Source organism: Kribbella lupini, assembly GCF_039529595.1.
In the GTDB taxonomy this organism is placed as follows: Bacteria; Actinomycetota; Actinomycetes; order Propionibacteriales; family Kribbellaceae; genus Kribbella; species Kribbella lupini.
The window spans coordinates 283,377-305,110 of sequence record NZ_BAAANC010000005.1; the positions used below are offsets into that span (position 1 = coordinate 283,377).

Sequence of the window (21,734 nt, forward strand, 5' to 3'; positions counted from 1 at the left end):
TACTCGATGCGTTCAGCTGTCGATGCCGAACAACGCCGCCGCGTTGGCCGACGAGAACAGCCGCCGTTCCTCGTCCGAACCGAAGTGGCCGAGGAACGTGGTGATCTCGTCGCGGCACGGCTGCTGGAACGGGTAGTCGGTCGAGAACAGCAACCGGTCGACCGAGGTCGCCGACAGGGCGTGGTGCAGCAGCGCCGGGTTGAACATGCCCGAGCTGGTGATGAAGAAGTTGGACCGGATGTAGTCCGACACCGGTCGCCGTAAGCCCGCGATGCGCGACAGGCTGTCGGTCCGGTCCAGCCAAAACAGCAGCAGCTCGCCCCAGTGGCCGAGGACGACCTGCAGTTCGGGATGCCGGTCGAAGGTGCCCCGGAGGATCAGCCGCAGGGCCGCCGTCGCGGCCTCGAGGTGCCAGCCCCAGCCGAAGGTCGCCAGGGCGAGCTCGGTGGTTGGATCGAAGCCCCGGTACGACGCGTCGCGTACGGCGGCCGAGGGCAGTTGCGGATGGATGAACACGGGCTGGCCGAGTTCCGCGGCGGCGGCGAAGAAGTCGTCGTACGCGGGATCGTCGAGGAAACGCTCGCCCGATCGCCCGTAGACCATGGTGCCGACGTGCCCGAGGCCCGCGGCGCGTTCCAGCTCACCCGCCACCTCTGTCGGCGACGACATCGGCAGCGACGACAACGCCCTGAACCGGGGCGAGTGGGTGCGCACGGCCGTCGCGGCGATGTCGTTCGCGGCGCGGCTGAACCGCACTGCGTCGCCGGGGCGCAACGGCTGGGTTCCGGGTGGCGTCAGGGCCAGGATCGAGACATCGATGCCTTGAGCATCCATCGTCGCGATGCGGCCCGCGCCCAGGTCCTGCAGGCGCTGCTGGTGATCGCCCAGCTCGTTGAAGGCCAGGCTTTCGTCGCGCAGATCCTCCGGCATCGCGTTCAGCGCGGCCGTCAGGTCCGGCATGATCCAGTGTTCTTCGATCGCGATCAGGGGCACGGCTTCTGTCCTCGGTGTCGAGCGCGTGATCCGGCGTACGCCGGTGTGAACGCCCGGGTCACGCGGAGACCCGGACGGCGACGAGTTGCGTGACCCGGACGCAGAGCCTGCCCTCGGGGTCGAAGACGTCGACGTTCACGGTGATCGCGGACCGTCCGACGTGCAGCGCGGTGGCCGTCGCCGAGGCGTCGCCGCGGACCGGGTTCATGAAATGGGTGCTGGACTCCATCGTCGCGGGTAGCGCGCCGGGAGGCGCATGGAGGACGGCACAGACAGCCGCGCTGATGTCCGCCAGTCCCATCAGTGCGCCGCCGTGCAAGCCGCCGTTGGTGGTCGACAGTTCCGGGCGGTAAGCCAGCCGGGCCCCCACCGGGGTCCCGGCGCTGAGCTCACCGAACTCCACGCCCAGCGTGCGCGCGAACGGTGCGAGCGCGTAGACGTCCTCGGCGGTGATCGTCATCTCGGTCTCCTGTGACAGTCAGCTTCTCGCCGCGGCGAGGTCGAGGGCGATGTCGGTGATCATGTCTTCCTGGCCGCCGACCATGCCGCGCCGGCCGACCTCGACCAGGATCGTGCGGGTGTCGAGACCGTACCGCGTCGCCGCGGCTTCGGCGTGGCGCAGGAAGCTGGAGTACACACCGGCGTAGCCCAGGCTGAGGGTCTCGCGGTCGACCCGGACCTCGCGGTCCTGCAACGGGCGGACCACGTCGTCGGCGGCGTCCATCAAGGGGAACAGGTCGCAGCCGTGGTCCCAGCCCATCAAGTCGGCCACGGCCACGAACGCCTCGAGCGGGCAGTTGCCGGCTCCGGCGCCCTGACCGGCCAGCGACGCGTCGACCCGGACCGCGCCGTTCTCGACCGCCACGACGCTGTTGGCGACGCCGAGGGCGAGGTTGTGGTGGGCGTGGATACCGATCTCGGTCTCCGGCTGCAGGATGTCGCGGTACGCGCGGATGCGGTCCCGGACTCCGTCCATGGTCAGCCGGCCACCCGAGTCGGTCACGTAGACGCAGTGGGCGCCGTACGACTCCATCAACTGGGCCTGCCACGCCAGCTCGGCCGGTTCGGCGAGGTGCGACATCATCAGGAATCCCGCGACGTCCATGCCCAGTTCGCGGGCGGCACTGATGTGCTGAGCGGCGACGTCGGCCTCGGTGCAGTGTGTGGCGATCCGGACCGACCGTACGCCGAGGCGGTGGGCCTGCCGCAGGTCGTGCAAGGTCCCGATGCCCGGCAGCAGCAAGGTGGTCGGGACGGCCTGGTGGGCGACGTCGCAGACCGCCTCGATCCACTCCCAGTCGGTGTGCGCGCCGACGCCGTAGTTGATGCTGGAGCCGGACAGACCGTCCCCGTGGGCGATCTCGATCGCCGCGACGCCCGCCGCGTCCAGTGCTCCGGCGATCGTCCGCGCCTGCTCGACGGTGTAGCGGTGCCGTACGGCGTGCATGCCGTCCCGCAAGGTCACGTCCTGGACGTACAAGCCGGTCATCGGGTGCTCTCCTGCCGGTGGGCGGCGATCCGCTCGGCAGTTCGCAGGGCTGCCGAGGTCATGATGTCGAGGTTGCCGGCGTAGGCGGGTAGGTAGTGCGCGGCGCCCTCGACCTCGAGGAACACCGAGACCTTGACCGCGTCGGCGGGTGCGCCGTCCGGGACCAGCCGGTGCAGCGGATCGTCGACGGCCACGGATTCGAACTGGACCTTCTGCTTGAGCCGGTAGCCGGGCACGTAGGCCTGCACCCGCCCGACCATCTCCTCGACCGCGGCGGTGATGGCCTCGGTGTCGGCGCCGGAGACGAGGCAGTGCACGGTGTCGCGCATGATCAGCGGCGGCTCGGCGGGATTCAGCACGATGATCGCCTTGCCGCGCGCGGCGCCGCCGACCTTCTCGATCGCGGACGCGGTGGTCTCGGTGAACTCGTCGATGTTGGCCCGCGTCCCGGGGCCGGCCGAGCGTGACGAGATCGACGCGATGATCTCGCCGTAGTGGACCGGGGTGACGGCGCCGACCGCGGCCACGATCGGGATCGTGGCCTGGCCGCCACAGGTGACCATGTTGATGTTGGGGGCGTCGAGGTGCTCGTCCAGGTTGACCGGCGGTACGACGTACGGGCCGATCGCCGCGGGCGTGAGGTCGACAACGGTGCGGCCCAGGGCGCGCAGGACTTCGTCGTGCCGCCGGTGCGCCCCGGCCGAGGTCGCGTCGAAGACGCACGCGACGTCGGCGAACTCGTCCAGCCGGACGAGACCGTCGATGCCTTCGTGCGTTGTGGCGACCTTGAACCGTCGGGCCCGCGCCAGGCCGTCGGAGTCGGGATCGATCCCGGCCATCGCGGCGATCTCGAGATGCTCCGACAACCGCAGCACCTTGATCATCAGGTCGGTGCCGATGTTGCCCGAACCGATGATCGCGACCTTGGTCCGGCCGCTCATGACGCGCCGTCTTCCGGGGCGAAGCTGACCCGGACCGATCCCAGACCCGAGATTTGAGCGGTGAAGACGTCACCCGGTGCGACGGCAGCCATCGGCCCCAGGGCGCCGGTGAGGATCACGTCGCCGGCGCGCAGTGGATCCCCGCGCCGAGCCAGCGTCGACGCCAGCCAGGCCGCTGCGTTGAGCGGGTCGCCCAGACAGTCGCGGCCGGTGCCCTCCGAGACGAGCTCGGCGCCGCGGTACAGCTGCATCGCGACGTCGGCGGGCTCGACCTCGCCGATCGACAAGCTGGTGCCGCCGAGCACGAACAGGCCGGACGACGCGTTGTCGGCCACGGTGTCGACGATCGTGATGTCCCAGTCCGCGATCCGACTGTCCACGATCTCCAGGGCGGGGGAGACCGACGCCGTCGCGGCGCGCACCTCCGCGACGGTGCAGTCGTCGCTGGTGAGGTCCGCGCCCAGGACCAGCGCGATCTCGGCTTCGACCTTTGGCTGGAGCAGCCGCCCGGCCGGCACCACCGCGTCGCCGCTCAGCGCCATCGTGGCGAGCAGCGCGCCGAAGTCGGGCTGGTCGACACCGAGCTGACGTTGCACGGCCGGCGATGTCAGGCCGATCTTGCGTCCGACAAGACGGTCCCCGGTCGCGAGCACGCGCTCGGTGACGAGCCGCTGGACGTCGTACGCCGAATCGATGTCGCCGTCGGCGAACAGGTCGCGGACCGGCGGGCACGGTGTGCCGGTAGCGGCCGCGGTGGCCAGCAGCTCCGCGGCTTTCTGAACGGCGGTGCTCATCGGATACCTCCGAGGGTTGGACTGTGGTGGGCCAGGTATAGGCCGGGGTCGTCAGGTATGCCAAAGTTTGTTCCGTGACACGGAACGCGACGGCAGGGAACATGCTGGACAAGGCGGTCACGCTCTTGAACGTCTATCGGCCAGCGGGCGGATCGTTCCGTCTCACAGAACTTGCGGCCAGGGCGAATCTGAGCAAGACGACCACGTTCCGGGTCGTCGGCGACCTCGTCCGGCTCGGTCTGCTGGAGCGTGAGGGGGAGTGGTACCGGCTGGGCGGCACGCTGTTCGAGCTGGGATCGCTCGTGCCTCGCCGGCACGACCTGCGCGAGACCGCGCTGCCGTTCCTGCAGGACCTGTTCGAGAGCACGCGGCAGACCGTGCACTTCGGAATCCGGGACAACCGCGACGTCGTGTACCTCGAACGCATCCACGGCCACGACGCCGTCGCGCTGCCGTCCCGGATCGGCGGCAGGCTGCCCCTGACCTGTACGGCGATCGGCAAGGCGCTGCTCGCGTTCTCCGGACCCGAGCTGGCCGACGCCGTCCTCGCGGACCCGCTGCCGCAGCTGACGTCGTACTCGATCACCGACCCGGTTCGCCTGCGAACGGCCCTGGAGCAGATCCAGATCTCCGGGCTCGCGTACGAGGAACAGGAAGCGGCGCTCGGAGTCAGCTGTATCGCGGCTCCCGTGTTCTCTGGCGCGGTCGCCGTCGCGGCCTTGTCGGTGGCCGTCCCGCGGGAGCAGTTCCGCCCGGCGCACCTCGCCCCGGCGGTGCGGACGGCCGCGCTCGGCCTGTCGCGCACGTTGCGCCCACCGGCCGCGAGGGGCTGACCAAGTCGTCCCCTCACTGACTGGTGCCCTGGGCAACGTCTTCGTCAGCGGGCCGCAGCGGTGCAGACCGAGCGGACCGCCGTACCGAGTGCTTGGCGGTGCAGGGTGTTCAGTCCCTCGAGGACGGTTCCCGATCCGACCGCCAGAGCGAGGTGAACGGTGCAGGCGATCGGTTTGTCGCGGACGTCGACAGTGGCCGCGAGTTGCTGAAGCAGGGCCGTCGTCAATTGATCGAGCCGCAGGCGGATCTGTTCCAGGTCCGGTCGGGTGGTGGGGGCTTGGTCCGGATGGGCTGTCCACCGGGCGAACAGGCCGGTCTGGACCTCCTTGCTCGCGGTGATCTGGTCGCGGAAGAACGCGACCGCGTCGTCCGGATCCAGCCCCAAGGCGTCGGCCTGGGCCCGGACCTGGTCCAGTACCTGCTGCTCACGGACGGGGTTCTCGATCGGTGAGTCGGTGCCGAACTTGGACGCCGCCACGTCGTCGCTGACGAGAAGTCGCTCGATGACGAGATCGGTCAGCGGGCCGAGCCGGCCGAAGGACTCGTGCGGCCCGAGCGCGCTAATGGAGGACAGCGACGTCTGCGGTACTTCTGCGGCCATCGCCGAGGGAACGGTCAATGACATCCCGCCCGCCGCTGCCACGGCGGTGACCGCGATGCCGCGAGCCACCTTGCTGCTCGTCTTCAACTGCTTGCCTCCCTTTCCGGGAATCGAAATGGACCTGCCCACAGGTCGCGACTCAGGCCGCGGTGAGCCTGGCGATCTGTACGTCGGTGAGCTGCACCGCGCCCGCCGCGACGTTCTCCGCGAGGTGGGTGACCGACGACGTGCCGGGAATCGGGCACACCACCTCGGCCCGGGCCAGCAGCCAGGCCAGCGCCACCTGGGTCGGCGTCGCTCCGGTTTCCGCCGCGACCTCGGCGGCGACGCCGCCAGGCTCGGCGAGCGCACCGCGCATGACCGGGAACCAGGCGACGAACGGAATTCGTTGACGCTGGCAATGATCCACGACCGCGTCCCAGCCGCGGGTCGTCAGGTTGTAGATGTTCTGCACGGCGGCGACGTCGATGATCGCGCGGGCGGCCTCGATCTGCTCGACGCCGACCTCGGACAGCCCGAAGTGGGCGATCTTGCCTTCGTCCTGCAGGTCTCGCATCGTGCCGACCTGCTCGGCGAACGGCACGTGCGGATCGGCGCGGTGAAGGTAGAGGAGGTCGATTCGGTCCACGCCCAGCCGCCGCAGGCTCATCTCGCACTGGTGCCGCAAGAAGGCGGGTCGGCCGATCGGTTCCCACTCGCCGGGCCGCGGTTGCACCTGGCCGACCTTCGTGGCAACGAGGACCTGATGCGGGTAGGCGTGCAAGGCCTCCCGCAGGATCTCTTCGACCGCTCCGAACCCGTAGGTGTCTGCTGTGTCGATGTGCTCGACACCGAGCTCGACCGCCGTACGAATCATTCGGACCGCGTGTTCCCGGTCCGACGGCGGACCCCAGATCCGGCGATCGGCCAGCCGCATCGAGCCGAACGCCAGCCGCGCCACGGACTTGCCGCCGATGGTGATCCTGCTCGCAGTCTGTGGCTCGGTCATGCCTTCGTCCTTGGATCGGAGAATCCGATGCGTGTATGTAGCGATCACTCTACAGGTCTTCCGATGCCCCCACACCTTCGGCCGACAGATCAATCGGCTTTGTACAGTCGGTCCTGTGTCGACTCCAAGCCCCTTCGCCCCGCGGACCACGCAAGCGACCCTCGACGACCTTCGTGCTCGCCTGCGCGCGACGCGCTGGCCGGATGCGCCCGAGGATGCCGGTTGGTCGGCCGGTGCCGATCTCGACTACCTGCGCGAGCTCGTCGGCTACTGGGCCGACGAGTTCGACTGGCCCGCCCGCGAAGCGGAGCTGAATGCGATCAGCCGGTTTCGCGTGTCATTGCGCGGGCTCGGAATCCACTACGCACACGTCCGGGCGGTCGCCCCCGCGGGGCCCGTCCTGCCGATCGTTCTCGCGCACGGCTGGCCGGACTCGTTCTGGCGGTACACGAAGGTCATCCCCTTGCTGACCGACCCGGGATCGCACGGCGCGGATCCCGCGGACGCGTTCGACGTGGTGGTGCCGGACATGCCCGGCTTCGGGTACTCCGACCGTCCTGGCACGCCGCTGGACTCGATCGCGGTCTCGGGCTTGTGGGCGGAGTTGATGGATGTCCTCGGTTACCCCCGCTTCGGTGCAGCCGGCGGCGACATCGGCAGTCATGTGAGTCGCTACCTGGCGCTCGATCATCCGGATCGGGTGGTGGCGGTGCACCGGATGGACGCCGGCCTGCCGGTCTTCGTCGGTGACCCGGCCGAACTGGCTCAGGAGGAACGCGAGTGGTTGACCAACGCCTCGTCGTGGGGAGCTGCCGAGGGTGCGTACGCCGCCATGCACCGGACGAAGCCCCAGACCGCGGCCGTGGGACTCAACGACTCCCCGGCCGGGCTCGCGGCGTGGATCGTGGAGAAGCTGCGCGCCTGGAGCGATTGCGACGGCGACGTCGAGCGCAGCTACACCAAGGATGAGATCCTCACCAACGTCATGCTCCACTGGCTCACCGAGACGATCGGCTCCTCGATGCGGATGTACCGCGCGAACGCGGCGATCGCACCGGCCCAGCTCGCCCGCCGGGTCGAGGTGCCGTCCGGCTTCGCGATCTTCGCCGGGGACATCGTGCGCCCGCCGCGGGCCTGGCTCGACCGGGTAGCGAACACCGTGCGGGCGACGGAACCGCCGCGTGGCGGACACTTCGCGCCCTTCGAGGAGCCGGAACTGTACGCCCACGAGCTGCGGAAGTTCTTCCGTCCGTACCGGCGCGAGGCCCGGCTCGGGGTGGCCGGCTGAGGTCCGTCGACCGGCGACGCGGCCGCGTGCCGGTGGGGGAGTGGCGCCTGAGCGGACCTATCATGACCGCATGGTGAGGGAATCCGGCGCTGCCCCGGCTACGGCCGGCTCGAGCAGTCAAGACAACATCCTGAACGCCGCGCGCGCCCTCATCGGTGACAAAGGCTATGACGGTATGGCGATCTCGGACCTGTCCGCCCGGTCCGGACTGCCGCCGAGCTCGATCTACTACCACTTCGGCAACAAGTTCGGTGTCCTGGCGGCGCTGCTCGAACGGACCTTCGAGGAGATGCACGGCCTGTTCCCGAGTCCGTCGTCGTTCGACGACCTGGAGCCGCTCGATCGCCTGGAAGCGTGGTTCACGGCGGCGTGCCGCTCACTGGATCAGCGACCTGACTACCTGCGGCTGCTGGTCGCGATCAGCGTCGGCCCGCACAAGGACGCCGACGCGGTCCAGCAGACCGTACGCCGGGTCCGCGACTACGCCCATGCCTCCTGGGTGGACGCGCTGACCCCGATCTTCGCGCCCAACGGTGGCAAGAACAACCAGGCCGTGGTCGAGCAGTTGGCCGTTCTCGGGCGTGCCTTGACCGACGGTCTCTCGGTGACCAACAGTTTCGACGGCCTGAGTTACAGCTCGCAGGTCGCGCCCTTCGTCGCGCTGATCCGCGGCTTGGCCGAGCAGCGACGCGGTACGGCGAAGCGCAAGCGCTGACGGCAGGCGGTCGCTCGCCCACCACCTGGCCACCCTTGCCCGCTCTCTTGATCCTTGTATAGTGAGCGCTACATACAGCGGAAGAAGGGTGGGCGTAGTGACGAGCACCTTGGATGTCGCAGACGCGCGGCTGGCCTACACCGACACCGGATCGGGCCACCCGGTCGTGTGGTTGCACGGCTCGGGGCCGGGCGCGTCAGGGATGAGCAACTTCGGCGGGAACCTGCCCGCCTTCCAGGACTACCGCAACATCGTGATCGACCTGCCGGGCTGGGGAGACTCCCCACGGCCCGCGACGGACCAGCCGCTGATCTTCCACGCCGCCGAGCTGGTGAGCCGTGCGATGACGGTGCTCGGGATCGAACGAGCCCACCTGGTCGGCAACTCCTACGGCGGCGCGGTGGCCATGCGGGTCGCGATGGAGTACCCCGACCGCGTGGACCGGCTCGTCCTGATGGCGCCGGGCGGGGTGCTCCCGGCGGACGCTCCGCCCTGGCCGGTCGGGCTCGAGCACCTCTTCGCCTACATGGCCGCGGAGAAGCCGTCGCGGGAAGCGATGGCCGAGTTCGTCCGGCTGATGGTGTTCGACGAGTCCCTCGCGACCGAGGCGCTGATCGACGAGCGGTACGCCTCCAGCCTGCGGTCCCACCCCGAGATGCAGATCCCGCCGAACTTCGGCGATTTGACCCCCGACCTGGCGCGCATCGCCGCGCCGACGTTGCTCGTGTGGGGCCGCGAGGACCAGACCGTCCCCGTCACGTGGGCGCCCCGGATCCTCGAGGGGATCCCGAACGCGGAGCTCCGCGTACTGCCGCACTGCCGGCACTGGGTCCAGTACGAGCGGGCGCCGGAGTTCAACCACATCGTCCGTGAATTTCTGCGGGGCGGAACAGTTGCCCCATCGGAGGCATGAATCATCGTGGGGATCAGGAAGCTGGGCTACGTCGGTCTCAACGTCACCGACGTCGACGCGTGGACCGATCTGCTCGGGCGCACACTGGGCATCGGAGTCACCCGGGCCAAGTCCGGTATGAACGAAGTCGCCCTGGCTGAGCTCGACGAGTTCAAGTACCGGCTGGCTCTTCATCCGTCCGCCGAGGACGGTCCGCGCGAGCTGGGGTGGATCGTCGATTCGCGGCAGGAGCTCGACCGGCTCACCCAGCGCCTGGAGGACGCCGGCTTCGCTGTCAAGGAGGGGACCGCGGACGAGAAGGAACTGCGGGGCGCCACCCATCTGCGTTGGTTCACCGACCCGGTCGGATACCGCGTGGAGCTCGCGGTCGGTGAAGCCAAGGTGCGTCTGGGGGCCGATCGTCCGGCCGGCGGGGCCGGCGTCACCGGGCTCGGGCACTTCGTGCTGGCCAGCCCGAAGCTCCAGGAACTTCGCGAGCTCTACGAGTCGGTGCTCGAGTTCGAGCTGACCGACTACCGGGCTCCGGGTCTGTTCTTCTTCCGCTGCAACCGGACCCATCACAGCATCGCGCTGGCTGCCGCGGAAACGCCGTCGATCCATCACCTGGAGTTCGAGCACGCCTCGATCGACGACGTCGGTCGCGCCTACGACCGGGCCCAGGCCAACGGCGTACCGATCTCGATCAGTCTGGGCCGGCACATGAACGACAAGGCGATCTCCTTCTACGTCCGCAACCCCAGCGGGTTCCACCTGGAGATCGGCTGCGGCGGCATCGAGGTGGGCGACGACTGGGTTCCGCACGACTTCGGCCGCCCGGACGAGTGGGGACACCGTCACGCCGACGCCAATCCCTTCGCGACCCCGGCGAAGTGACGATGGCGTCGCCGGAGTTGGTGCTGTCCGGTCGCCGCGCCCTGGTGACCGGTGCGGCGAGCGGGATCGGCGCCGCGGTGGCGACCCGTCTGGCCGGACTCGGTGCTCAGGTCGTCGTGTGCGACATCGACGCCGAGGGTGCGAAGGTCATGGCCGAGCGGATCGGTGGCGAGGCCGTCGCGATCGATCTCAGCAACACCGCTGAGCTCGCGGGGCGGCACTTCGACGCCGACATCCTGGTCAACAACGCCGGGGTCCAGCACGTCGCGCCGATCGAGCGGTTCGAGCCCGAGCGGTTCGCCTTCATGCTGCGACTGATGCTCGAGGCCCCTTTCCTGTTGAGCCGGGCCGTCCTTCCGCACATGTACGAGCGGGGCTGGGGACGGATCGTGAACATCGCGAGCGTGCACGGTCTGCGGGCCAGTGCCTACAAGTCCGCGTACGTGAGCGCCAAGCACGGACTGCTGGGCCTGTCGAAGGTCGTCGCGCTCGAAGGTGCGGCCTACGGGGTGACCAGCAACTGCGTGTGCCCCGGTTACGTGCGTACGCCGTTGGTCGAGAACCAGTTGGCCGACCAGGCGGTGGCGCACGGGCTGAGCGCCGACGAGGTGCTCTCCGAGGTTCTCCTGGCGAGGTCCGCGGTGAAACGCCTGATCGAGCCCGAGGAGGTCGCCGGCGCGGTCGCGTACCTGTGCTCACCCGAGGCGGCGTCCGTCACCGGCGCCGAACTCGTCCTCGATGGGGGCTGGAGCGCTTCCTGACCGCGGCCGTTGCGGTCACGGGCCGCCGGCAGGGCGGCCCGTGACCGGCCGGTCAGGCCAGAGGCAACGGCGTTCCCGAGAAGACTCGATCCGGATCCACGGCTGTCTTGATGCGCTGCAGACGGGGGAGGTTGTCTCCGTAGATGTTCGGGATCTGGTCGGTCGCTTCGGGCCCGAGCAGGTTGGCGTATCCGCCGGAGAAAGCGTGCGGAGCCAGCGCCGCCGATGCTTCGTCGGCCCAGTGTCGCGCCTTGTCGCCGGCATCCCCGGTCGGCCAGACCGCGATCGTCTCGGCCATCAAATGGGTCCTGCGCAGGACGAACGCGGTGTCGGCCGGAGCGACCCTGGCGGCGGCGCCGTGGAAGTGGTGCAGGGAGATCCCGGACATCGGCGTCGGCAACTCGCCGCCGAAGCGGTCGACGACGTCGATGACGTCGGGGCTTAGCCCGGGCACCGAGCGGGTCCGAAGGGTGACATGCCTGCCGTCGGGGAACATCGCGTCCCGCCCGGCGACCGTGGCCGCGTACGGAACGGCGCCCAGCTCGGCGAACACGGGATCGCCGAGCCGGCTCAAGGCCATCACCGGACCTGAGGGGTCGGTGCCGGTCGCAAGGTCGCCGGACCACGTCGGCAGCACCAGCAAGGCGGGTGAACCGTCCGGCGATCCGACGGCGCCGACCTGGATCGTCAAACCGTCAGGGCAGTCCTGCTGTGCCTCGCGAACTCGCCCGAGGATCTGCTCGGCCTGCTTCCACGGGTAGAGCACCATGCCGGTCACGACGGCCGGTACGGCGTGCAGCTGCACGGTCATCGACGTGACGACCCCGAAGTTGCCGCCTCCGCCCCGAAGTGCCCACAGCAGGTCCGGTTCGTGGTGGGAGTCGGTGCGCAGCACGGAGCCGTCAGCAAGGACCAGCTCAGCGGCCAGCAGGTTGTCCGCGGCGAGGCCGACCCGCCCGGCCAGCGGCCCGTAGCCGCCGCCGAGGGTGAGCCCGGCCATCCCGACGGCTCCGATCGTGCCGGTCGCGGCCACGAGACCGTGCTCGTCGGCGGCGGCCAGTAGGTGGTTGGCGGACGCGCCGCCACCGACTTCGGCGATCCGTGCTTCGGGGTAGACCCGTACGCCGTGCAGGGGCCGCAGATCGAGGGTCAGTCCGCCGTCGACCAGGGCACGGCCGGCGTAGTCATGACCCCGCCCGCGGACCGAGAGGGCAAGACCGAACTCCCGGGCGGCGCGCACTCCGGCCACCACGTCGTTGGTCGAGCTGCAGGACAGCACGATGCCGGGCCGTCGCTGCACAGCGCCGTTCCACAAGGCGATGCCGTCGTCGTAGCCGGGGCCTGAGTCGTGCACCTGCCCGGCGGGCAGGCGAAGGCGCAGTGCGCGGAGGGCGGCTGTGATCGCGGAGTTCTCGTCGGGCATGGGGTGTCCTTTGATGCGGTCGAGTGAGATGCGCTCTCTATGTAACGTTCACTCTACCGCATCAAAGGACCGACCGTTCTATCTACTAGACGGGAATCTTCCACTTCTGCGGGTCCAGACCGGTGCAGTCGTAGATCTGCAGGTCGGTACCGTCAGCCGTCGCGCCGCCCGGGCTGTCCAGGCAACGCCCGGACTGCGGGTTGCGCAACGCCCCGTTGGACTGTGCCTGCCAGATCTGACCGCCGGCCGATCCGCAGTCCCAGAGCTGGACCTTGGTGCCGTTCGCCGTCCCGTTGCCGACGATGTCCAGACACTTGCCGAAGGCACGGATCTTGCCGTCGGTGCCGACCGCCCACTGCTGGCCCGGCGCACCGTTGCACGTCCACAGCTGAACGGCGTTGCCACTGGTCGGTGTGTTGGTGTCGACGTCGACGCACTTGCCGGCGGCTGCCGGTCCGGTGATCGGGCCGGTCGGGAAGCCGGGCAGGTTCCACTTCTGCGGATCGAGGCCGGTGCAGTCGTAGATCTGCAGGTCGGTGCCGTCAGTGGTCGCTCCGGCGGGGCTGTCGAGGCAACGACCGGACTGCGGATTGAGCAACGAACCGTTGGCCTGCGGACGCCACTGCTGACCGCCGGCCGGGCCGCAGTCCCAGAGCTGGACCTTGGTGAGATTTGCCGTACCGTTGCCGACGATGTCGAGGCACTTCCCGAACGAGCGGATGGTGCCGTCGGCCATCATCGTCCACTGCTGCCCCGGGGCGCCGCCGCACGTCCACAGCTGGACGGCGTTGCCGCTGACCGCGGTGTTGTGGTCGACGTCCAGGCACTTGCCGGCGCCGGCTGGTCCGGTGATCGCGCCGGTCGGCCCGCCGACGACTCCTGTTCCGAACCGCACCTGGCACTGGTTTCCCGTGCCGAGCCAGGTCGCCGCCAGGTAGAGGAACGACGTGCCGTTGGCCGACGGGACGATCGGCGAGCTGTAGCCCGGACAGCTGGGCACACCCGTGGCGTAGCCGCCGGTCGGGTTGATGTTGACCGGCGCCTCCAGCTCGGTCCAGCTACCGGAGCCGAGCGAAGTATTTGCCAACAGCACTGATCCGGACTCCGCCATCACCGCCTTGTTGCCGGTAGGTCCGGCGACGACCCGTTGACCCGACATCAGCAGCGTGCCGTTCGGCCCACCGCCCGGAACCCAGGCGACGTACGGCGTGTGCAGGAGGTGACGGCCGTCCGTCGTCTGCACGAGCGTGCCGGGGTTGTTCGTCGGAGCCCAGTTGAGACCGTCGGGGCTCGTCTTGATGTAGACCTCGCATGCGTGGTCCGCGTTGGTCGCGTCCCGGCACAGCTCGTAGGTCATCAGGAACTGGCCGTTGGGCAGCGTGGTGATGATCGACATGCCCGGCCGGGCCAGGTTGTCGGCGGGGAACGCGACGTCCGGCGTGATGCTCGCGCTCCAGCTCACGCCGCCGTTGGTCGACGTGTAGTGACCGATGATCTGGTTGTTGGTCGGTGAACCGGCCGGGCGCTCGTCGGAGATGAAGCAGGCCAGCGTGTTGTTCGGCGCGAGCAGGAACCACGGTTCCCAGATGCCCTGGCCGATGGTGTTCGGCTGGCCGCTGGTCTGGGTGCAGTTCGACAGGTACTGCCAGCTCGCGCCGCGGTCGGTGCTCTTGAAGACCTCGATCTTCTGCGCCGTGAAGTTGCCCTCGTCCCACGCCGTACCGGCGGCGAGCAGGTCGCCTGCGTTCAGGCCGTTCGCGGTCCGCGGGACCTCGTAGACGACCGGCGCGCCGAGGTCCCAGCCGGGCGTGTGCGAGGTGATGGTGCTGATCGGCGCGCCGGTGAAGGTGGCTCCGCCGTCGGTACTGCGGTAGATCGGGAAGCTGCTCGGACCGGACTCGTTGCGCCGGGCGAAGGTCGCGAGCACGGTCCGGCCGGCGTTGCCGTCGTGATCGAGCCGGATCGCCCGTGGGTAGCTGGCGTCGGCGGCCGGGAAGGTGGACAGGTTCGGGCTGTAGAGCACGTTGCCGGGTGGCGCCGCGCTGGCGGGTACGGCGGGTGTGGCGACGAGGCCTGCGGCGAGCAGCGCTGCCGAGGCCAGCAGCCGGGTGACGGTTGACATGGTCCTCCTCTGACATCGGGCGGATGAGTCGAGCGAAGGTTCCCCCGTGCGCCGGCGCCCGTGGGCGCCGGCGAGATCTCGGGTGGGGCGTCAGTCCGCGAGGTCGACCGCGGTCCGCGCGACCACGGTTCCGGCGGCATCGGTTGCCCACAGCAACAGGCGGCCGGGAGTCGGTGGCACCGCCACGTCGAACGGATCGGTGACCTCGAACGGCTTGGCGTCGACAGCCACCGAACTAGTGGCACCGTCCAGCGCCCAGTGCAGGGTCCCGAGCAGCGGATCGCGACCGTGGTGCGAGACTCGAACCGGTACGACGACCGGATCGTCGGCGCCGTTCAGGACCAGGTCGCGGCCCGGCGCCTGCGGTACCAGGTCGACGATCAGGACGGTCTCGGCGTGGACGTCGGACGGCACCACGCCACCGAGGTCCTTCCCGCGGCGTTCGTAGGTGTAGATGCCGACCGTCTCGTGCTCGATGTCGTACAGCTCGGTGTAGATGTACCCCGCGTTGAGCGGGTGACGGCGCAGCTCCTGGGTCTGCCAGCGCAGGTGCCAGCCGCGTTCCACGCTGGTCGACCCACCGCCGTACTCGCCGTTGAGCTGCGGCTTGCCCGTCGGGTCGAAGCCGGGCGCGGCGATCGTCTTCTGGGCCACGAAGTCGGGACCGAGCCGCACCGGGAAGGTCCCGTCGGTGGTGTTGACCAGCCGGTCCACGATCGCGGCCCACGAACCGGCGTTCTCGTCGTAGTAGTGCCAGTCGACCAAGTCGGTCTCGACGTGCGCCCAGCCCGAGTTGTCGACGACCGGACGGGTCGGGTCCGCGTCCCGGATGATCCGGTACGCACGCCGTACGGCGTCCTGCTTGGCCGGATCGCCCGGCACGTCCCAGTCCAGACCCCACTCCTCGTTGTAACCACCCCAGATGACGATGCTCGGATGGTTGCCGTCCCGCTCGACCATGCCGGCCGTCACCTCCTCGAAGGCGGCGACCGACTCGGCGGTGAAGCGCCCGGTCGACGGCGGCTCGGCCCAGACCAGCATGCCGAGCCGGTCGGCCCAGTAGAGCCACCGTGGGTCCTCGAGCTTGATGTGCTTGCGGACCAGGTTGAACCCGGCCTCGCGCGCCAGTTCGAGATCGCGCCGAAAGGCCTCGTCACTCGGAGCCGTGTGCCCACCGGCCGGCCAGAAGCCCTGATCCAGCACACCGCGCACGTATGTCGGTACGCCGTTGACCGCCAGGTTGTTGCCGTGCCATTCCACCTTGCGCAGCCCGGTGTAACCGCGGACGGTGTCCTGGCCGGCGGTGACGACCACGTCGTACAGGTGAGGATCGTCGGGACTCCACAGCCGGGGCTGGGCGATCGGCAGGGTCGCCGTGCCAGGCCATTCGTCATACTCGCGGACGACGACGCCCGGGATCTCGATCCGTACCGGTGACGGGCCGGTGAGGGTGACCTCGACGCCGTCGAGCGAATCGGTCGGCCGCAGCACGAGCCGGGAGATGTGCTCCACCGGTCGAGGCTCGAGCCACACGGTCTGCCAGATTCCGCTCGACGGGGTGAACGCGCAGCCATCGTAGTCGTCGGCCGGCAGGCTGCGCTGCTTGCCGTGCGGGACGAACCGCTTGTCGACCGGCGCATCCACCCGTACGACGAGCTCCGCCCGCCCCGACGGGTCGAGCAGGTCGGTGATGTCGACCTCGAACGGCAGGTAACCGCCGACGTGCTCGGCGGCCTGCTCGCCGTTGACGAACACCGTGGCGTGGTGGTGGACCGCGCCGAAGTGCAGGATGGTCCGTTCGCCGGCCCAGTCGTCCGGGCGCTCGATCTGGCGCCGGTACCAGGCTGTCGGCAGCCAGTGGGCGACAACGCCGGCGTCGGGGTGCTCCCAGGGGAACGGGACCACGATGGTCTCGGCGAAGCGGTCGGCCTCACGGGCGAACTCCCACTTGCCGTTGAGATTGAGCCAGCGCTCGGAGCGGTCGAAGTGCGGACGGGGGTATTCAGGACGTGTGTTCACAGGTTTCTCCAGGTCTCAGCCCTTGAGGCTGCCGGCCATGACGCCTTTGATCAGGTGACGTTGCAGGACGACGAAGACGATCAGCACCGGGATCGCCGCCACGGTGCTTGCCGCCAGCAACTGCCCCCAGACACTGGTCCAGTCGGCACCGAGCTGGCCCGAGCGGATGTTCTGCGCGAGTGCCGCGAGCATCACCTGCAGGGTCTGGTGCTGCTCGTCGTTCACAGCGACCACGGGCCAGACGAAATCGTTGTAGATGTTGATGAAGGTCAGGACACCGAGCGCGGCCAGCCCCGGCCGGATCACCGGGACCACGATGCTGGCGAAGATCCGCAGCTCGTTCGCCCCGTCGACCCGGGCGGCGTCGAGCAGCTCGTCGGGAATCGCCATGATCACCTGGCGCATCCAGAACACTCCGAACGCGTCGATCGCGCCGGGCAGGATCAGCGCCTTGAAGGTGCTCACCCAGCCGAGCTGGCTCATCTCGAGCAGCAAGGGGATCAGCAGGACCAGCGTCGGCAGCATCAGCGTCGTGAGCACGGTCGCGAACAGCACCCGTTTGCCGAAGAACGCGTACTTCGCGAAGGCGAACCCGGCCATCGGGCAGAAGACCATCGTCAGCGCGCCCTTGACCACGACGACGATCGCCGTGTTCTGGAACCCGGTGCCGATCGGGATCGTGTCGAGCATCGAGCGGAAGTTGGCCAGCGTGAACTGTCCCGGGTCGAAGTCAAAGGGGCTGGAGATGATGGCGGCGCCGGGTTTGAACGCCGAGGCCACCATCCACAGCAGCGGGGCCAGGCTGATGACGCCGGCCGCGGTCAGCAAGCCGTAGCGGCCGGCGGTTCCGAGTTTCATGAGTCCTCCCGCGAGCGCAGCAGCCGGATCGAGGCGATCGACAGGGCCAGCACCATCGCCACGAGCAGCATCGAGTTCGCCGCTCCGAGTCCGAGGTCGGAGTTCGTGATGTGCTTGTAGAGGTAGAGACCGGCCGTCCGGGTCTCGTTGAACGGTCCGCCGCCGGTGACGACGTACGGCTCGGCGAACAGCTGGAAGACCGTCAGCGTGCCGATCACGACGACGAAGCTGAGGGTCCGGGTCACCAGCGGCACGGTGATCGACCAGAACTGGTGCCACGCGCCGGCCCCGTCGATCCGGGCCGCCTCGTAGACGTCGGTCGGGATCGACGACAGCCCGGCCATCAGCAGGATCACGGCGTACCCGGTGGTCCGCCACAGCACCAGCAGCGCGATCGTCACCTTCGCCCAGAATCCGGTGGTCAGCCAGCTGATCGCCGGCAGCCCGAGCGCGGTCAGTCCGTGGTTGACCGCGCCGAAGTCCTTGTCGAACAAGATGATCCACACCTGCGCCATCGCCACCAGCGGCGTCACGAACGGTGCGATCAGCGCGGCGCTGAACAGCCCGCGGAACCGCGCCTTGCGCAACGCGACCGCGATCGTCAGCGCGAGCAGCACCTGCGCCGGTACGACGAGCAGCCACAGCGCGCCTGACGTCGCCATGGACTGCCAGAAATCGGGACTGGTCAGCAGGTACTGGTAGTTCGCCAGCCCGACGATCTTCAACGCGCCGGCGCCGTGCCAGTTGGTGAAGCTCAGCTGCAGGGCGAACAGGATCGGGTACGCGCTGAACGCGGCGAAGACCAGGATGAACGGCGCGACGAACAGGTACGGCGCCGCGCTGACCCGCCGGCGCCGTACCGGCCGGGCCGTACGCCGGGTCGTCGCGGCTTCGGTCAGGGTCGCCATTCAGCTGGGACCCATCAGGTTCTTCTGGATCTGGGTCGCCGAGGTCTTGAGCACCTCGTCCGGTGTCATCTGCCCGGCCAGCAGCTTCTGCACGTTGACGCCGAAGTAGTCGACGGCCTTCCCCCACCAGGTGGGAATCGTGTAGCCGCCCGGTGCCTGCTTGCCCGCCTCGACCGCGATCTTCCACAGGTCCTGACCGCCGAGTGCCTCGATCGGCTTGAACAGCGGCGTGCTCGGGTCCAGCGCCGGCAGGTACGACGGGATCGACGTGTTCAGGCCGCCCGGGTACACCTGGTTCGGCCCGTAGACCGTGCTGTAACCCTCCTTGCTGAACACGAGGTGCTCGTACAGCCGCCAGGCGAGTTCGGGGTTCTTCGCCTTGGCCGGGATGACGAAGGACGAACCGCCCATCACGCCCGCGCGTGCACCGCCGGCCTGCCAGGCGGGCAGCGTGGTCGCCCGCCATTTGCCCTTGCTTGCCTTCAGCAACTGCTGCGGCGCGAACACGTACCACTGCGCCCAGGGGACGAACACCTGGGTGCCGTTGTCCTGGGTCTGCAGGTCGGTCGGCTGGGTGTACTTCGCCAGCGTGCCCAGTCCTTCGGACCGGACCTTGTCCAGCCAGGTCAGCGCCGTGCGGTACGGCGCCGAGTCGACGGTGAGCTTTCCGTCGGCATCGACCATCGCGCCGCCCTGCTGGTTGGCGAACATCTCGACCCACAGCTGACCGAGGAACTGGTCGTTCTCGAGGTGGATCGGCCGGGCCGTCGGCGACTTGTCCCGGACCGTGCGCGCCGCGTCGAGCAGCGCGTCGTACGTGGTCAGGCTCGCCGGATCCACACCAGCCCGGGCGAGCACGTCCTCGCGGTAGAACAGCAGACCGGGGTCGAGGTCCCACGGCACTGCGATCACCTTGCCGTCGACGGTCACCACACCGAGCTTGTACGGCGCGATGTCGGTCTTGTACTGCTCGATCAACTGGCTGAGATCGTGCAGGTGCGGCGCGACGCCGGTCAGCAGCGCGTCGTCGTAGAAGGCGCCGTCGGGGACATCCGCGCCGCTGATCAGCGTGGCCGGCAGCTTGGCGTTGACGTCTACCGCGAGGTGGTTGACCTTCACCTGCGGGTACTTCGCGGTGAACGACGCGATCGCCTGGTCGAACACCTTGTACAGGTCGCCGGTGCGGTCCCAGATGGTGATCTCGCCCGACGGGGGCTTGGCCACGCTGGCGCTCGGGAGTGGGTTCCCGCTGGTCGTGTTGCCCGGGGCGCAGGCGCCGAGGCCGCCGGCCAGCAGGGCGGCACCGGTACCGCGCAGGAGCGTCCGGCGGGAGAACGGGGTGGGGCTCAGGGGAGTGGTCATGTTGTCGTTCCTCACGACTATTGCCGAACTTGCAACGTTGCAAGTGATGGTCGAGACGCTAAGGTTGCAACGTTGCAAGTGTCAAGGTTCCACCGCCCATGAAACGAGGTGCACAGTGGCCGCCACGCTGCGCGAGGTCGCCGAGCGAGCCGGGGTGTCGGTGCGCACGGTGTCGAACGTCGTCAACGACTTCCATCAGGTCGCGGACGAGACCCGGGCCAAGGTGCAGCGCGCGCTCGACGAACTCGGGTACCAGCCGAACGCGGTCGCCCGGACGTTGCGCAACGGCCGCTCGGGACTGATCGCACTGGTGCTGCCGGAGCTCGACGTGCCGTACTTCGCGGAGCTGACGCGGGCCGTGATCGAGCAGGCCGCGGTGGCGGGCTACACGGTGGTGGTCGACCAGACCGACGGCGATCCGGTCCGCGAGCGGGAGTTGGTGATGCGGGGCAGCCGCGCCGCGATGTTCGACGGGCTGATCTTCAACCCGCTGGCGCTCGGCGACGCGGATCTGCGCGACCGGCCGTCGTCGACGCCGGTGGTGCTGCTCGGTGAGCGCGTCGTCCAGGGCGGACTCGACCACATCATGATCGACAACGTCGGTGCGGCCGAGCTGGCGACCCGGCACCTGATCGATCTGGGCCGGCAGCGGATCGCGGCGATCGGCGACCAGTTCGACGAGACCCGCCGGACCGGCCAACTGCGAACGCAGGGCTTTCGCGCGGCTCTCCAGGCGGCCGGCCGAGAGGTGATCCCTGAGCTGGTGCGCCCGGTGGAGTTCTTCCACCGGTCCGACGGTGCCGCGGCGATGGCCGAGCTGCTCGCGCTGCCCGAGCCGCCGGATGCGGTCTTCTGCTACAACGACCTGCTCGCCCTCGGTGCCCTGCGCACCATTCTGAGTCGTGGCCTGCGGGTGCCGGAGGACATCGCGCTGGTCGGTTTCGACGACATCGAGGACGGTCGCTACAGCACGCCCAGCCTGACGACGATCAGTCCGGACAAGAACCAGATCGCGCAGAACGCCGTACAACTGCTGCTGAACCGCCTCGAGGGGGACCGCTCCGCTCCCGCCGAGATCTCGGCTGGTTACACCCTGGAGCTGCGCGAAAGCACCGCCGGCCGACCGGCCTGACGATCCCGATCACCGTTGTGCTGGATATAGCCAACGCACGCCCGAAGTCGTAGAGTGAGCGCTACATACACGCGACGACAGGGGCGGAAGCATGAGCAACTCGCTGATCGACGTGGCCCGTACGGCGGTGCTCGTCATCGACATGCAGAACGACTTCGTGGAAGAGGGCGCGCCGCTGGAGTTCCCGGAAGGGCGCCGGATCGTTCCGGCGATTCAGAAGGTGCTCACCGCCGCCCGCGCCCGCGAGATGCCCGTCGTCTACGCCGCGCACGTGCACCGTCCGGGCGGAGCCGACCTGGGCATCCATCGGGAGTTGTACCCGCCGGTGGCCGCAGGTGAAGCCCTGGTCGACGGCGAGCGGGGCGTGGAGATCCTGCCCGAGCTCACGCCCCGGCCGGGGGAGCCGGTGATCAAGAAGCACCGCTACAACTCCTTCTACGCCACCGATCTGGAGATCATCCTGCGGGGACTCGGCGTGGAGACGGTGGTCCTGACCGGAATGACGACCGAGTGCTGTGTGCTCGGAACGGCTCGCGGGGCGCTGGAACGCGGCTTCCGCTCCGTGGTGGTCGCGGACGCCTGCGCGTCGTGCGACTACCCGGACCTCGGCGCCGGGTCGATGTCGGCCGAGGACATGCACGTCGCCGCGTTGCGGGTGATGTCCCTGACCTCGTCGCAGCTGACCAGCACCGAGCAGTTGCTTGCCCGGCTGCCGTGAAC

Annotated in this window: 21 protein-coding genes; 8 read left to right on the forward strand and 13 right to left on the reverse strand. The window is 69.1% G+C overall.

Annotation, left to right across the window (positions count from 1 at the left end):
* Positions 1–12: 12 nt before the first annotated feature.
* The 5 genes from ABD235_RS37955 to ABD235_RS37975 are packed head-to-tail and all read right to left on the reverse strand — an operon-like array spanning position 13 to position 4,217.
* The gene (locus tag ABD235_RS37955) at positions 13–993 is read right to left on the reverse strand and encodes an amidohydrolase family protein (protein ID WP_344183230.1); all 981 of its coding nucleotides are present in this window, start codon (positions 991–993) and stop codon (positions 13–15) included.
* 58 nt (positions 994–1,051) lie between these two features.
* On the reverse strand, positions 1,052–1,453 hold the full coding sequence (locus ABD235_RS37960) for a PaaI family thioesterase (RefSeq protein WP_344183232.1): 402 nt from the start codon (positions 1,451–1,453) through the stop codon (positions 1,052–1,054).
* Positions 1,454–1,471: 18 nt separating this feature from the next.
* On the reverse strand, positions 1,472–2,482 hold the full coding sequence (gene dmpG, locus ABD235_RS37965) for a 4-hydroxy-2-oxovalerate aldolase (RefSeq protein WP_344183234.1): 1,011 nt from the start codon (positions 2,480–2,482) through the stop codon (positions 1,472–1,474).
* Positions 2,479–3,423 carry an acetaldehyde dehydrogenase (acetylating) gene (locus tag ABD235_RS37970; RefSeq protein WP_344183236.1) on the reverse strand — a complete coding sequence of 315 codons (945 nt, stop codon included), beginning with the start codon at positions 3,421–3,423 and terminating at the stop codon, positions 2,479–2,481. The genes dmpG and ABD235_RS37970 overlap by 4 nt, the downstream gene beginning before the upstream one ends.
* Positions 3,420–4,217, reverse strand: a complete 798-nt coding sequence (locus ABD235_RS37975) for a 2-keto-4-pentenoate hydratase (RefSeq protein WP_344183238.1) — start codon at positions 4,215–4,217, stop codon at positions 3,420–3,422. Before ABD235_RS37975 ends, ABD235_RS37970 begins: the two co-directional genes overlap by 4 nt.
* Positions 4,218–4,291: 74 nt before the next feature.
* Between ABD235_RS37975 and ABD235_RS37980 the strand changes: the two genes are divergently transcribed.
* Positions 4,292–5,050 (forward strand): IclR family transcriptional regulator, encoded by a 759-nt coding sequence (locus tag ABD235_RS37980; RefSeq protein WP_344183240.1) that lies wholly within the window; start codon positions 4,292–4,294, stop codon positions 5,048–5,050.
* Positions 5,051–5,094: 44 nt separating this feature from the next.
* Here ABD235_RS37980 and ABD235_RS37985 read toward each other — a convergent pair whose 3' ends face one another.
* Together ABD235_RS37985 and ABD235_RS37990 are read right to left on the reverse strand one after the other, a co-directional pair.
* Positions 5,095–5,739, reverse strand: coding sequence for a chorismate mutase (locus tag ABD235_RS37985; RefSeq protein ID WP_344183242.1), 645 nt, complete (start codon positions 5,737–5,739; stop codon positions 5,095–5,097).
* 52 nt (positions 5,740–5,791) lie between these two features.
* On the reverse strand, positions 5,792–6,640 hold the full coding sequence (locus tag ABD235_RS37990) for an aldo/keto reductase (protein WP_344183244.1): 849 nt from the start codon (positions 6,638–6,640) through the stop codon (positions 5,792–5,794).
* 115 nt (positions 6,641–6,755) lie between these two features.
* Here ABD235_RS37990 and ABD235_RS37995 point away from each other — a divergent pair, with 115 nt between their 5' ends.
* The 5 genes from ABD235_RS37995 to ABD235_RS38015 all read left to right on the forward strand — a co-directional run bounded on the left by ABD235_RS37995 (position 6,756) and on the right by ABD235_RS38015 (position 11,190).
* Complete coding sequence (locus ABD235_RS37995; RefSeq protein WP_344183246.1) at positions 6,756–7,928, forward strand: epoxide hydrolase family protein; 1,173 nt, start codon at positions 6,756–6,758, stop codon at positions 7,926–7,928.
* A gap of 70 nt (positions 7,929–7,998) precedes the next feature.
* A complete protein-coding gene (locus tag ABD235_RS38000) occupies positions 7,999–8,643 on the forward strand; it encodes a TetR/AcrR family transcriptional regulator (protein WP_344183248.1) in 645 nt (214 codons plus the stop codon).
* A gap of 97 nt (positions 8,644–8,740) precedes the next feature.
* Positions 8,741–9,556, forward strand: coding sequence for an alpha/beta fold hydrolase (locus tag ABD235_RS38005; protein WP_344183250.1), 816 nt, complete (start codon positions 8,741–8,743; stop codon positions 9,554–9,556).
* A gap of 6 nt (positions 9,557–9,562) precedes the next feature.
* Positions 9,563–10,429, forward strand: coding sequence for a VOC family protein (locus ABD235_RS38010; RefSeq protein WP_344183252.1), 867 nt, complete (start codon positions 9,563–9,565; stop codon positions 10,427–10,429).
* Between the two features lie 2 nt (positions 10,430–10,431).
* Positions 10,432–11,190 (forward strand): 3-hydroxybutyrate dehydrogenase, encoded by a 759-nt coding sequence (locus ABD235_RS38015; RefSeq protein WP_344183254.1) that lies wholly within the window; start codon positions 10,432–10,434, stop codon positions 11,188–11,190.
* A 52-nt stretch (positions 11,191–11,242) separates the two neighbouring features.
* Here ABD235_RS38015 and ABD235_RS38020 read toward each other — a convergent pair whose 3' ends face one another.
* From ABD235_RS38020 to ABD235_RS38045, 6 genes are all read right to left on the reverse strand, one after another.
* On the reverse strand, positions 11,243–12,613 hold the full coding sequence (locus ABD235_RS38020; protein ID WP_344183256.1) for an FAD-binding oxidoreductase: 1,371 nt from the start codon (positions 12,611–12,613) through the stop codon (positions 11,243–11,245).
* Between the two features lie 85 nt (positions 12,614–12,698).
* Positions 12,699–14,735 carry a ricin-type beta-trefoil lectin domain protein gene (locus ABD235_RS38025; protein ID WP_344183257.1) on the reverse strand — a complete coding sequence of 679 codons (2,037 nt, stop codon included), beginning with the start codon at positions 14,733–14,735 and terminating at the stop codon, positions 12,699–12,701.
* Between the two features lie 90 nt (positions 14,736–14,825).
* Complete coding sequence (locus tag ABD235_RS38030; RefSeq protein WP_344183259.1) at positions 14,826–16,754, reverse strand: glycoside hydrolase family 2 protein; 1,929 nt, start codon at positions 16,752–16,754, stop codon at positions 14,826–14,828.
* 15 nt (positions 16,755–16,769) lie between these two features.
* Entirely contained in the window at positions 16,770–17,612 is an 843-nt protein-coding gene (locus ABD235_RS38035) for a carbohydrate ABC transporter permease (RefSeq protein ID WP_344183261.1), read from the reverse strand.
* Positions 17,609–18,520, reverse strand: a complete 912-nt coding sequence (locus ABD235_RS38040) for a carbohydrate ABC transporter permease (protein WP_344183262.1) — start codon at positions 18,518–18,520, stop codon at positions 17,609–17,611. The genes ABD235_RS38035 and ABD235_RS38040 overlap by 4 nt, the downstream gene beginning before the upstream one ends.
* Positions 18,521–19,882 carry an ABC transporter substrate-binding protein gene (locus ABD235_RS38045; RefSeq protein WP_344183263.1) on the reverse strand — a complete coding sequence of 454 codons (1,362 nt, stop codon included), beginning with the start codon at positions 19,880–19,882 and terminating at the stop codon, positions 18,521–18,523.
* A gap of 115 nt (positions 19,883–19,997) precedes the next feature.
* Here ABD235_RS38045 and ABD235_RS38050 point away from each other — a divergent pair, with 115 nt between their 5' ends.
* Complete coding sequence (locus tag ABD235_RS38050) at positions 19,998–21,014, forward strand: LacI family DNA-binding transcriptional regulator (protein WP_344183265.1); 1,017 nt, start codon at positions 19,998–20,000, stop codon at positions 21,012–21,014.
* Positions 21,015–21,105: 91 nt separating this feature from the next.
* Entirely contained in the window at positions 21,106–21,732 is a 627-nt protein-coding gene (locus tag ABD235_RS38055; RefSeq protein ID WP_344183267.1) for a cysteine hydrolase family protein, read from the forward strand.
* Positions 21,733–21,734 lie beyond the last annotated feature (2 nt).

Excerpts from the sequence above, each read along its gene's own strand:
- ABD235_RS37990 (WP_344183244.1), bottom strand. The coding sequence starts at position 6,640 with ATGACCGAGCCACAGACTGCGAGCAGGATCACCATCGGCGGCAAGTCC.
- ABD235_RS38045 (WP_344183263.1), bottom strand. The coding sequence starts at position 19,882 with ATGACCACTCCCCTGAGCCCCACCCCGTTCTCCCGCCGGACGCTCCTG.
- ABD235_RS37970 (WP_344183236.1), bottom strand. The coding sequence starts at position 3,423 with ATGAGCGGCCGGACCAAGGTCGCGATCATCGGTTCGGGCAACATCGGC.
- ABD235_RS38015 (WP_344183254.1), top strand. The coding sequence starts at position 10,432 with ATGGCGTCGCCGGAGTTGGTGCTGTCCGGTCGCCGCGCCCTGGTGACC.
- ABD235_RS38000 (WP_344183248.1), top strand. The coding sequence starts at position 7,999 with ATGGTGAGGGAATCCGGCGCTGCCCCGGCTACGGCCGGCTCGAGCAGT.
- ABD235_RS37960 (WP_344183232.1), bottom strand. The coding sequence starts at position 1,453 with ATGACGATCACCGCCGAGGACGTCTACGCGCTCGCACCGTTCGCGCGC.
- ABD235_RS38040 (WP_344183262.1), bottom strand. The coding sequence starts at position 18,520 with ATGGCGACCCTGACCGAAGCCGCGACGACCCGGCGTACGGCCCGGCCG.
- ABD235_RS37975 (WP_344183238.1), bottom strand. The coding sequence starts at position 4,217 with ATGAGCACCGCCGTTCAGAAAGCCGCGGAGCTGCTGGCCACCGCGGCC.
- ABD235_RS38035 (WP_344183261.1), bottom strand. The coding sequence starts at position 17,612 with ATGAAACTCGGAACCGCCGGCCGCTACGGCTTGCTGACCGCGGCCGGC.
- dmpG (WP_344183234.1), bottom strand. The coding sequence starts at position 2,482 with ATGACCGGCTTGTACGTCCAGGACGTGACCTTGCGGGACGGCATGCAC.
- ABD235_RS38020 (WP_344183256.1), bottom strand. The coding sequence starts at position 12,613 with ATGCCCGACGAGAACTCCGCGATCACAGCCGCCCTCCGCGCACTGCGC.
- ABD235_RS38025 (WP_344183257.1), bottom strand. The coding sequence starts at position 14,735 with ATGTCAACCGTCACCCGGCTGCTGGCCTCGGCAGCGCTGCTCGCCGCA.
- ABD235_RS38055 (WP_344183267.1), top strand. The coding sequence starts at position 21,106 with ATGAGCAACTCGCTGATCGACGTGGCCCGTACGGCGGTGCTCGTCATC.